We start from the raw sequence: 11,814 nt of genomic DNA, 5'->3' as shown, positions 1-11,814 counted from the left end.
GGCGTCAATGTCCTGCGACATTGACGCAGCGTGACCCAAGGGCAATCAGTCGATATAGAAGAACAATTTGTGAGCCAGGGCGGGCGGGATTTTGCTTCGCCAGATGGCGATAACCTTGGCGCTGTTGTGCCGATATTGTTCCAGTTGTGCCTTGAACCCGATGTGACGTTGTGCCGCGCGTTTTAAATGGCCACTGGTGTACGCCGTGTTGGCCGCGGTCAAGCTGTCGTAGTGAAAGTGGGCATACCACAATACGCTTCCGGTATCGCGGTCGCGTACGGCGTATTCGCTGAGAAAGTCCTTGGCGTTTGTACGCTCGCGCGCTTTTACCAGGCCGATGTCCACTGTCTTTTCATGCCACAGGTAATCCACGGTACCTACCGTGGGCGACTGCTTTTTGTGGCCAGCGATGCGGTACTGTGTTCCGGCAGCTTTCATTTGCAAGGCTTGGGCTCGCCATTGCGTGGCTGTACGGGTTGTTTGGTCAGAGGGAGCGGCTTGCTCCAGTTCGGCGGCCAGGGCCTCGAGTTTTTCTGCTTCAGTGGTGAGCATGAACTGCCAATCCTGAGGCACCTTTTCTTCCCGTAGCACGTCGTCACGGTCCATTTGATTGAGTTCGCGTCGTATCGTGCTTTCGATGCTCACGCGCTTGGCTTCGATATCTTGCGCAGCACTTCTGATTGCCCTGGGCGAACGCGCCGGTCTGGACGGCGGCGGTGCATGGCCCTTTTCGATTTCCACATAGACGCCCTGATCGGGGTGTTCGTGGAATCGCTCGACCACTTCGCCGTTAGAGGGGTCGATGATCTCGATATGCTGCTCGCCCCCCTCGGGTAACGCCGTACGCAGATCACCGATCAGAGTGCCGCGAGTACGCGTCTTGAACACCCGCTTGGAGGCAGGTTTTTGTCTGATGGCTTTGGGGGGAGGAGAGACACTCTGGTTTTCCTCGCTGTCGATGATGAGGGTTTTCAGGTCATTTTCGGCGCTGGTGCGACCTCGCTTGACTCTGTCCAGAAAGGCGTCCAGGTACGACGTACGAATACAGGCTGGGTTCAGCTGCCTGAGATTCTGCCCAATGTATTCGGCTGCGGCATAGCGGTCCACGATGGATTCCAGTACATCGATCCGTTCGGTCGCGCTGTAGCCCCGGCTGGTGGTCATCTCTATGTGCGCCGAGATGGTGGGACGTAAGCGTATTCGCTCAAATTGGAGAAAGAACAACGCCTCCATACTGTTTTGCTCGAGTGGGACGCTCCGGTCAAGGCTGAGCTCTTGAACAATGTCGATGCCCATCAATCTGGCATTGTCCGAGAGGTAGTTTTCCGGGTTCGACAGCCGTTCAACCATGTCGTCCCTGAAACTCTTGCCAAAGGCTGATGCTTGGGCCATTTCTTCGAGGATCTGTTCCTGGACGACGGTAACGTCGACGATTTGATCGTGGTAGGTGCGGGAGACCTTCAGGTCTTCGATCAGCGCGAGATATTCCTCGGGCTCTCCCTGTTCGAGTTTTTCGTAGGCGAGGGTGAAGCGTTGTACTGCAGTCATTCCTCGGCCGCACATTTCAGTGCCCAGGCCGAAGTGGGCCAAGTGAGTGCGCAATTGGTCCTGCTGTTCCCATAAGGCAAAAAACTGCGCCGTCTGCCCACGGTCGTGGTTGGTTTGATGGTCGACAGCCTTGATGTCGCTGGTCGCACTGATGACAGCCCTGTATGCCTGAACGGTTTTGGCTGCCTTTTCCCGGTAATTGACCAGGCTGATGCTATAGAACGACCTTTGTTCCTGTGTCTTCGCCAGCTCCAACTGATACGCGGCGTTTATCCGGGCTTTTTGCTCAGCGGTGGCGGCATTCCAAATGGCCCATGTACGCCTCAACTTGCCGTTTTGTTCGGTGTATTGGGTTCTGGCTGTGTTTAATGTCGCCAGCGCCGTATTTTCATCTCGTACCCGCTGTGCCAGTGCCAGTTCAGCCTCGGCTTTACGACTATTGAGGGAGACGAGTCTTTCAGCATTGGCCTTGCGTGCTTCGGCCACACGATTTTTTCGTCCGCCGCCTGTCAGCTTCAAGCCCTCTTCGAGTGTCCAGTGCCCTTGGCCGTCGGTCCTGAGTTCGATCCCCGGGCGGTCCGGGTGCTCGGGGTGAACCACATACACGTCACCAAAACCTGGCACCACGCTGACTTGAAACAGTCGCCCCCTGACGCTGGCGTGCCAGGTCGCGTCGATCCAGTACAGGCCCTTGAACGGACCTGTTGCCATCGGTGTTGGCAGATCCTTGGGCCAGTCGACGCGTATTTTGAGCAACTGCTCGAACAGCCGCGCTCGCGAGGCTTCGCGGGCTGTGGACAGGTTGAAGTCAATCAGCGTGTTACCGTTGCCCGGAGGTTGTGAAGGCTGGCCGACAGGGCCTTGCCTGACCCGGCTGGGTGTAGCCAGCGGGGTTTGCGGGGTGCGGCGCAGTGGGGCAAGTGCGACTGGAGGTTGCCCGACTTCACTCAGCGGGCGGCTGGTTGCGCGCTCGCCGGCGTTGGCGCCGGCATGTATCAGTACCAGGCCCAGGTTCAATAAAAGGTCGATCCATGCGAGTTCCCGTGCCTGCGGGTCGCTGCTTTCCAGCGCCGGAATATCGTGGGCCAGCCCTGACGTTATCTGCAGCATCCAGCCCACCAGCATGGCCGGCCCCCTCAGCAGGGGAAGCAGCACCGTATTGAACAATAAGCCTGCGCCTTCCTGGATACTGGCCCAACGGCTTTCGTGATTAGACACCGATTGGCGGTCGGCCACTGTCACCAGGGCTCTGGCGTAGCTGCCGAACAGATGCTGCATCAAGTGGCCGATGCTCAGCGATTGCAGAATCTCGGAGTCGCTTGCGCACGTTGCCAAGGTGGCAGGCGCCGGGATCTCCAAGGTATCGAACTCCATGCCGATGCCCATCCGCACGTAGTGGGGCTGCTGGAACCCGCCATTGGCGTACACCGTGCGGGCGCCGTCCGAGAGCCAGGTCAATGCGCTCTCCTGCAACGCTCCGGGCGCCGCGATGGCTTGCATCAGGGCCTCGCGCGAGCTGAACTCCGAGAGCACGGGCACATACTGCGGGCGATAGAGAATCACCGGGCCTGTGGTACAGCTCTGCTCTTCAATCACAAACATATCGGTCACGTAATCGGGGTCTGCGCCTGGCTTTCTCAAGAACCCCAGTGCGTGGATGACGATGTCCTTGTCATCCACCCGGCGATCCGCCGCGGTTTCTTTGACCACCGCGGCGACCCATCGATAACCTTGCCATGTCATCCCCGACTGTTGCCGCACGGCCAACTCCAGCGCGGTCATCGGCAAGTGCACGCGCAGTTGTTGGGCAAACAGGGTTTCACGTGTATCGGACTGCTCGCCGTCGTTAAAAAACAAGCGCTCAAGCAGTGCCGGGTACGCCGTGCCGATGTCGGCTCGGGTGACGAGGTCTTCGACATAGTCGGGCGTGAGCCATGTAGCGAGTGCCTGGCTGTCCTGACTACTTAACGTCAGGCGCCCCTTGGGTTTTCCAGACAGGTTTTTCAGCGCCAGGTCCGTCAGTGTCATCCTCACGTGTTCGAGGTAGCTGCTACCTATATCCCCCACCGGCACTGCATATGTCAGCTCCAGCGCATCAGCGTTGTAAACGGGCCCGGAGGGGTGATCCGCGAGCATCAGCGCCTGCAGTTTTTTTGCCGCAAAGGTACGCAGCCCCTCGATGCCGTCCAGGAAACTGCGGCCATGGGTACGCTTCTTGATAGTGGCCAGTTCCGCCAGGTGATGGGCGTATGCACTACGTTCGGCGTACGTTCCTTGCGCAAGCCATTCGGGTAACACCGCGTGCAATTTGGAGAACGGCAGCGCAGTACTGACGGGGGCGTTGAGTAACAGGGCCGCGGGGTCCGTGACACGCTCGTAACGCTCTTGCAGTGCGGCGACGCTGGTGTTGGCCGGCAGTTGCAGGGCTGCCAGGTTTTCAAGCTGCTGATTCAAAATCAGTGCGGCCTGGGTATCGAAAATGTTGCCATCAGGTTCGAAGCGTTTCCACACGATCTGTTCGGATTGATAGCTGTTTTTAATGGCACTGGACCAGGCCCTGCCGAACGCATCGACGCTGGGGTAGGTGCGGATATTGCCCGATACACCGCAAGAGACTACGCGTGTGCCTTGTACGAGCAGCAACTCGCTTGCCTGCACACTGACCCGCAGGTCGCCCTGGATGAGGGTGGTCTCCAAGGTGTAGGCATGCACGGGTTCCCCAGGCAGGTTCAGGTTGTCGCGTTCGCGATTGTCAGGGTAATCAAGCACGTTGTTGAGCAGTTGCAGGTGTTCGTCGCTCAGGCCGCTGGCGCGCGCGACACTGTTGCGCAGTGAGGTGCGCAGCAGGTCGCCCATCCACTGCCAGCGGCTGGTGCCGGTGCTGCCAGTGTGTTGCCAGAAGGTTGCCAATGCGCTCTGGAGTTCGACGGGCAGGACGACGGGAAGCTCATTGACCAGACTCGCGATCACTTGCATGTCGATCTTTGCGTTGTTGGCGGTGATGCGTACTTGTGGTGTATCGCGATTGCACAGGTAGTACTCAGACGAATGTTTGTCCGAAAAGTCGACGGGCACGCCAGTTGCCAGGAATTCGAGGGCAAGGTCAATCAAGGGTTTGAGATGCCAGGCGCCAGCGCTGCTGGGTTCTGCCACTCGTAGGGTGGCGATGTCGAGTCTCAGGGACGGGTACTTCTCCTGGGCACTGTCGTGCAATCTCTGGGAAACGACTGAATGAAGCGTAGGGCGGTTGGCGAATTGCGTGGTGACCGCTTGGGCCAGCACTCTGCTCAAGGGGAGCGGGGAGGAATCGGTAGCCAAAGGTTAAGTCCTTCTGAGAGAGGTGTTCAGGCCGTGCCTGATTGCGCCCTCAGAAAACCCTATGCGTGTGCCGTGGAGGCGGTATAGGAGTAGTTCGCCTTGCCGGCGTACTCAGACTCCGTTGAGTACGCCGTAGAAAGCTGCTTTAGACGGACCCCACGCCGACCCAGCGTTCTTCCCGAGCGGCGATGCGAATCGCCGTTGCCAGTCGCTCCACCTCCCATGCCGCCTCAAAGTCGGTGCCATCCGTACCCTGGCCAGCCACGGCCATGATCAGTTCCTGCACTTCCAGCGTCTTCAGCTCGTTGTACCCCAGCTGATGACCGGCCGCAGGGCTGAACGCGGCGTAGCCGGGCAGGGCGGGGCCGGCGAGCAAGCGCTGGAACCCGTCCTGGCCGACCCGGCACAGTTGCAGTTCATTCAACCGCTCCTGATCAAAGGCCAACGTGCCTTTAGTCCCGCTGATTTCAAAGCTCAGGTGGTTCTTGTAGCCATGCTTGAGCCAGCTGCTGCTGACGGTGCCGCGTGCGCCGTTGGCGAAGCGCAGCAGCGCGTGTACCTGATCATCCACGGCGATGGTTTTGTGCTCGCTGCTGCCTTTGACGGCAGGGCGCAGGGCATGCACGGTCTGGGTGTCGGCGCACACGCTGGTCACATCACCGACCAGATAGCGCGCCATCGACAGCAAGTGGCTGCCCAGGTCCGCGAGGGCGCCCCCGGCATGTTCCACTTCGCAGCGCCACGACCAGGGTGAGGTCGGGTCGGCCATGAAGTCTTCGCTGAACTCGCCCTGGAAGCTGATGATTTCGCCCAGGTCGCCCCGGGCGATCATCTGCCTGGCCAGTGCGATCATCGGGTTGTGCTGGTAGTTGTAGCCCACGCGCGTCACCACACCGGCGGCACTCGCCGCACGGCGCATGGCGTCTGCCTGTTCGAGGCTGACGGCCAGGGGTTTTTCGCAGTACACCGCCTTGCCGGCCGCGATGGCGGCCATGGCCATGGGGTAGTGCAAGTGGTTGGGGGTGGTGATGGCCACGACATCGACGTTGGGGTCGTTGATCAGCGCTTGCCAGTCGCCATGGGCCTGGGCAAAGCCCCAATCCCTGGCGCAGCGTTGTGCGCGCTCGGTATCGGCGTCGGCCAGGGCGGCCAGCTTTAGGTGTACCGGCAGTTCGAATACCGCGCGGGCGTTATTGAACGCCAAGGCATGGGCGCGGCCCATGAAGCCTGTGCCGATCAAGCCGATTCCGAGTTCACGCATAGCCGTGGTCCTTTGCATTATTGTTTTCAGAGGCGCTATTAATGGAATAAAAATTCTCTAATTTCAATAGATGGAATAAAAATTCATCTATGCGCAGGCAATCACTCTGGCGAATGCAGCTATATTCAGCCCGTGGCCAAATGCCGCCAGTTAACAAAAGATAACGTAGCGCCGATTGTCAGACGATTCGAAAGCCCGATAGGATGGCCCCTGCTTCCTCCAGGCGCTCTAGATTGCAGGTTTCAGAGCCCGGGAAGGCGAGATGACCTAACAATAATAAATGGGAGAAGGTCTATGAGTGAGCCTGTCATGGGTTGGGTTGTTTGCCGCCCACGCGCCGCACGCAGCGTTGCGTTGCTGGCCACAGCGCTCTCGCTGTTTGGGGCCGTCGCGTTGCCGACCGTCGCCCAGGCCGCTGGCGATACCCCCGCCGCGGCGGTGTTTGCAATTGAATCGCCCAAGGCCGCCAAGGGCCTGATGATCGACGTGGTGCATGCCGGCAAACGCCTGGTGGCGGTCGGTGATCGCGGGCATATCCTCTATTCCGATGACCAGGGCGCGACCTGGACGCAAGCCAAAGTCCCCACCCGGCAGTTGCTCACGGCGGTGTTTTTCGTCGATGACAAACAAGGCTGGGCCGTCGGGCACGATGCGCAAATCCTCGCCAGCACCGACGGCGGCGCCACCTGGACCCAGCAGTATCAAGACCTCAAGCGCGAAGCGCCGCTGCTGGATATCTGGTTCAACAACGCCAACCACGGCCTGGCTGTCGGCGCCTATGGTGCGCTGATCGAAACCACCGACGGCGGCAAAACCTGGGCCGATGTCAGCGACCGCCTCGACAACGAAGACCAGTTCCACCTCAATGCCATCGCCTTTATCAAGGACGCGGGCCTGTTTATCGTCGGCGAGCAGGGCAGCATGTTCCGCTCCAGGGATGACGGCCAGACCTGGGAAAAACTCGAAGGCCCGTACGAGGGCTCGCTGTTCGGCGTGATCAGCACGGCGCAGCCGCAAACCCTTTTGGCCTATGGCTTGCGCGGCAACCTGTACCGCTCCACGGATTTCGGTACGACCTGGGAGCAGGTCGAACTCAAGGCGGCGCGGGGAGCGCTGGAGTTTGGCTTGTCCGGCGCGACGTTGCTGGAGGACGGCGCCCTTGTCGTTGTCGGTAACGGCGGCAGCGTGGTGGTGAGCCATGACGATGGCCAGACCTTCAGCGTCTTCAACCGGCCCGACCGTATTTCGCTATCGGCGGTGACGGCGGCAGGCAACGGCAACTTGATCCTCGCGGGGCAGGGTGGCGTGCGTGTCGCCACCGTTGCCGGCGCAGAGCTCTCAAAATAATAAGAAGGCGGGGATTCAATGAGCAGTCATCACAACGATAAAGCGACCTTTCTTGAGCGCCTGATCTTCAACAACCGCCCGGCAGTGATCGTGATCTGCCTGCTGGTGAGCATTTTCCTGTTCTGGCAGGCGACGTTGATTCGCCCGTCCACCAGCTTTGAAAAGATGATCCCCCTCAAGCACCCCTTCATCGAGAAGATGATGGAGCACCGCAATGACCTGGCGAACCTGGGCAACACGGTGCGCATCTCGGTGGAAGCCAAGGACGGTGACATCTTTACCCAGGAATACATGGAGACCCTGCGCCAGATCAACGACGAGGTGTTCTACATCTCCGGCGTCGACCGCTCGGGCCTCAAGTCGCTGTGGAGCCCCAGCGTGCGCTGGACCGAAGTGACCGAAGAGGGCTTCGCCGGCGGAGAGGTGATCCCGCAGAGCTACAACGGCTCGCCGGAAAGCCTCGATCAACTGCGCAACAACGTGCTCAAGTCCGGCCAGGTCGGGCGCCTGGTGTCCAATGACTTCAAGTCGAGCATCGTCGATATCCCGCTGCTGGAGGCCTACCCGGACCCGCAGGACCAGGGCAAGTTGCTGGCCCTGGACTATCGCAAGTTCTCCCATGAACTCGAAGACAAGATCCGCGACAAATTCGAGGCGCAGAACCCCAACGTCAAGATCCACATTGTCGGTTTCGCCAAGAAGGTCGGTGACCTGATCGATGGCCTGGTGATGGTGGTGATGTTCTTCGGCATCGCGTTTGTCATTACTCTGATCCTGTTGCTGTGGTTCACCAACTGCCTGCGCAGCACCATCGCCGTACTGAGCACCACGTTGGTGGCGGTAATCTGGCAACTGGGCCTGATGCACTTTTTCGGTTTTGGCCTCGATCCGTATTCGATGCTGGTGCCGTTCCTGATCTTTGCCATCGGTATTTCCCACGGCGTGCAGAAGATCAACGGTATCGCCCTGCAATCCAGCGAGGCCGACAACGCGTTGACGGCGGCGCGACGTACGTTCCGGCAACTGTTCCTGCCGGGGATGATCGCGATTCTGGCGGATGCGGTGGGCTTTATTACGCTGCTGATCATCGATATCGGCGTGATCCGCGAACTGGCCATCGGTGCGTCCATCGGTGTGGCGGTGATCGTGTTTACCAACCTGATCCTGCTGCCGGTGGCGATTTCCTACGTCGGCATCAGCAAGCGCGCCATCGCCAAGAGTAAGAAAGACGCGAATCGCGAACACGGGTTCTGGCGCCTGCTGTCGAACTTTGCCAGCCCGAAAGTCGCCCCGATCTCCATCGCCCTGGCGCTGGTCGCCTTTGGCGGCGGCCTCTGGTACAGCCAGAACCTGAAAATCGGCGACCTTGATCAGGGCGCGCCGGAACTGCGCCCGGATTCGCGCTACAACAAAGACAACAACTTCATCATCAGCAACTACTCCACCAGTTCCGATGTATTGGTGGTGATGGTCAAGACTGCTGCCGAGGGCTGTTCGCGCTACGAGGCGATGGCGCCCATCGACCAGTTGATGTGGAAGATGCAGAACACCGAGGGCGTGCAGTCGGCGATCTCGTTGGTGACCGTGTCCAAGCAGATGATCAAGGGCATGAACGAGGGCAACCTGAAATGGGAAACCCTGTCGCGCAACCCTGATGTATTGAACAGCTCGATCTCCCGTGCCGATGGCCTGTACAACAACAATTGCTCCCTGGCGCCGGTGCTGGTGTTCCTCAACGACCACAAGGCCGAAACCCTCGACCGTGCGGTGCATGCGGTGCAGGAATTTGCCAAGGAGAACAACAAGGACGGCCTGGAATTCATCCTCGCCGCCGGTAATGCCGGGATTGAAGCCGCGACCAACGAGGTGATCAAGGAGTCGGAACTGACCATTCTGATCCTGGTGTACCTGTGCGTGGCGACCATGTGCATGATCACCTTCCGGTCGTGGGCGGCGACCCTGTGCATCGTGCTGCCGCTGGTGCTGACGTCGGTACTGGGCAACGCGTTGATGGCGTTCATGGGTATCGGCGTCAAGGTCGCGACCTTGCCGGTGGTGGCCCTGGGTGTGGGGATTGGCGTGGACTACGGCATCTATATCTACAGCCGCCTGGAAAGCTTCCTGCGTGCCGGCTTGCCACTGCAAGAGGCGTATTACCAGACGCTCAAGTCCACTGGTAAAGCTGTGCTGTTCACCGGTTTGTGCCTGGCGATTGGCGTGTGTACCTGGATCTTCTCGGCGATCAAGTTCCAGGCCGACATGGGCCTGATGCTGACCTTCATGTTGCTGTGGAACATGTTCGGTGCGCTGTGGCTGTTGCCGGCACTGGCGCGGTTCCTGATCAAACCCGAGAAGTTGGCGGGGCAGAAGGGCAACTCACTGTTCGCCCATTGATCGATTAGACCATTGCCGCAAGGCACGGCGGGGGAATTGACCTATCATGTGTCTTTTCCCCCGCAGTGACTTCACATCATGACCGACGCAACACCAAACCTGAGCAGCGCCCTGAACGACAGCGACATGCTGATCATCAACGGGCTGCACGCCTTCGAGTTCACCTTTGACCAGCATTTGCTGATCGAAAGCATGGACGGCCGGGACCTCAAGCGTTGGAAGTTCAGTCCCGAACAACTGGCCGCCGCCACCTTCGATGAAAGCTTGCAAAGCTGGTTGCTGATCAATGAAGACGGCGAGCACCGCCTGGTTTGCTTGAGCGCGTTCACCGGCAACAATAACGACGAGGACGAAGCCGATGCTGATGCGTAAATTCTGGCCCCTGCTGATGGCGGGCAGTGTTGGAGCAATGTCGGTGCAGGCCGCGCCGGCCGAGACCTATGAACTGTTGGTCGGCAGCTACACCGCCGGCACCAGCGAAGGCATCTACCGCCTGCAATTCGACAGCCGTACCGGTAAGTTTCAGGGCCAGCCCGTCCTGGCCGCCAAGGCCGCGAATCCGTCCTGGTTGACTGTTTCCAAGGACCAGAAACATTTGTTTGTGGTCAATGAGAATGGCCCGGGTCAGAAGGATCCGGTCGGTCGTGTGAGCAGTTACCGCATCGACCCGCAGAGTCATCAACTGACCCTGATCAATCAGGTGCAGAGCCTGGGCAACGAACCGACTCACTCCAGCGTGGCCGCTGACGGGCGTTATCTTTTCGTTGCCAACTATTCGGTACTGGAAGATCCGGGCGGCAGCCTGGCGATCCTGCCCGTGGACGCTGCTGGCACACTGTCGGCACCCGTGCAGTTGAGCGGGCACCCGGCCAGCCGCGTCAACCCTGAGCGCCAGGCGTCCAACCATGTGCATTCGGTGGTGTCGTCACCGGACGGCAAGTACGTGTTTGTGCAAGACCTGGGCGCCGACAAGGTGTTTGCCTACCGCTACGATCCCAAGGCCAACCACGAGCTGCCGCTGACCCCGGCCAACCCGGCTGCAGTGCAATTGCCACCGGGCAGCGGCCCGCGTCACCTGTTGTTCAGCGCGGATGGCAAGCATGCCTGGCTGACCACCGAGATGAGCGCCCAGGTCGCGGTGTATGACTACCACGATGGCACACTTACCCAGACCCAATTGGTGGACTTCGCGGCTGGCCAGCCGGTGTCCGACAAGGCCGGTGCTGCGCTGCACGCGTCCAGCGACGGCAAGTTCCTGTATGTGAGCAACCGTGGCACGGCCAATCAACTGCTGGTATTCAGCATCGATCCGGCCACCGCGCACCTCAAGGAACTGCAACGCCGCTCCGTAGAGGGCGACCATCCGCGCGAGTTCAGCCTGGATCCGAGCGGCAAGTTCTTGCTGATCGCCAACCAGAAAAGCAATGAAATCGTAGTGGTCGAGCGTGACCCCAAGACCGGCCTGCTGGGTAAAACCGTGCAGAAATTGCCGATCGATGCGCCTAGCGACCTCAAGTTCTTGCTGCGTCAATAAGCCACAGGCCCCGCACTGCGGGGCCTGCGCCTTTCTATTAATTCGAGTGATAACGGCTACTGTTTCAAAGCATTTCTAAGGCGTAACCCTCGGGCGTAAGTTTGGTTCCAAGGCCTTCCCGGCCACTCAATCAAACGAACACAAGGGTTACCGCCATGAACTTCAATCTCTTCTCGATCATCGCTGCTTCCGCCGTTTCCGCCACCGTGGCCCTGCCGGCTGCTGCGAGCGTGGAACTCACCGGCAAAAAATCCAGCACCAGCGCCTACACCCAGAAATACCTGCAACAGAGCGCCAACTTCTATGCGGCCCTGGATCACAAAGCCCAGCACTGATCCAGAAGCTGGTGAGGTCAAATGTGGGAGCTGGCTTGCCTGCGATAGCATCAACTCGGTACCACTGATTCACCGAG

At 59.6% G+C, this 11,814-nt stretch carries 7 protein-coding genes; 5 read left to right on the top strand and 2 right to left on the bottom strand.

Going from position 1 to position 11,814, the window contains the following annotated elements; translation table 11 throughout:
- Positions 1–45: 45 nt before the first annotated feature.
- Positions 46–4,866: a DUF6543 domain-containing protein gene (locus DBR46_RS25580; RefSeq protein WP_124528488.1), complete on the bottom strand. Its 4,821-nt coding sequence runs from the start codon at positions 4,864–4,866 to the stop codon at positions 46–48.
- Between the two features lie 145 nt (positions 4,867–5,011).
- Complete coding sequence (locus DBR46_RS25575) at positions 5,012–6,127, bottom strand: Gfo/Idh/MocA family protein (protein WP_124528486.1); 1,116 nt, start codon at positions 6,125–6,127, stop codon at positions 5,012–5,014.
- 309 nt (positions 6,128–6,436) lie between these two features.
- On the opposite strand from DBR46_RS25575, the gene DBR46_RS25570 reads away from it, so the two are divergent.
- The 5 genes from DBR46_RS25570 to DBR46_RS25550 all read left to right on the top strand — a co-directional run bounded on the left by DBR46_RS25570 (position 6,437) and on the right by DBR46_RS25550 (position 11,737).
- Positions 6,437–7,474 carry a YCF48-related protein gene (locus tag DBR46_RS25570; protein ID WP_124528563.1) on the top strand — a complete coding sequence of 346 codons (1,038 nt, stop codon included), beginning with the start codon at positions 6,437–6,439 and terminating at the stop codon, positions 7,472–7,474.
- 18 nt (positions 7,475–7,492) lie between these two features.
- Entirely contained in the window at positions 7,493–9,868 is a 2,376-nt protein-coding gene (locus DBR46_RS25565; protein WP_124528484.1) for an RND family transporter, read from the top strand.
- 78 nt (positions 9,869–9,946) lie between these two features.
- Positions 9,947–10,240: a DUF5629 family protein gene (locus DBR46_RS25560; RefSeq protein ID WP_124528482.1), complete on the top strand. Its 294-nt coding sequence runs from the start codon at positions 9,947–9,949 to the stop codon at positions 10,238–10,240.
- Positions 10,227–11,402, top strand: coding sequence for a lactonase family protein (locus DBR46_RS25555; protein ID WP_124528480.1), 1,176 nt, complete (start codon positions 10,227–10,229; stop codon positions 11,400–11,402). Before DBR46_RS25560 ends, DBR46_RS25555 begins: the two co-directional genes overlap by 14 nt.
- Positions 11,403–11,557: 155 nt before the next feature.
- Positions 11,558–11,737, top strand: a complete 180-nt coding sequence (locus DBR46_RS25550) for a hypothetical protein (protein ID WP_017739136.1) — start codon at positions 11,558–11,560, stop codon at positions 11,735–11,737.
- Positions 11,738–11,814: the final 77 nt, after the last annotated feature.

This window comes from Pseudomonas sp. KBW05 (assembly GCF_003852405.1).
Classification (GTDB): Bacteria; Pseudomonadota; Gammaproteobacteria; order Pseudomonadales; family Pseudomonadaceae; genus Aquipseudomonas.
This window is presented reverse-complemented; position numbering and strand designations above follow the sequence as displayed.

What these genes read in the sequence shown, in the direction of transcription:
- DBR46_RS25550 (WP_017739136.1), top strand. Translation starts at nt 11,558, where the DNA reads ATGAACTTCAATCTCTTCTCGATCATCGCTGCTTCCGCCGTTTCCGCC.
- DBR46_RS25570 (WP_124528563.1), top strand. Translation starts at nt 6,437, where the DNA reads ATGGGTTGGGTTGTTTGCCGCCCACGCGCCGCACGCAGCGTTGCGTTG.
- DBR46_RS25560 (WP_124528482.1), top strand. Translation starts at nt 9,947, where the DNA reads ATGACCGACGCAACACCAAACCTGAGCAGCGCCCTGAACGACAGCGAC.
- DBR46_RS25555 (WP_124528480.1), top strand. Translation starts at nt 10,227, where the DNA reads ATGCTGATGCGTAAATTCTGGCCCCTGCTGATGGCGGGCAGTGTTGGA.
- DBR46_RS25565 (WP_124528484.1), top strand. Translation starts at nt 7,493, where the DNA reads ATGAGCAGTCATCACAACGATAAAGCGACCTTTCTTGAGCGCCTGATC.
- DBR46_RS25575 (WP_124528486.1), bottom strand. Translation starts at nt 6,127, where the DNA reads ATGCGTGAACTCGGAATCGGCTTGATCGGCACAGGCTTCATGGGCCGC.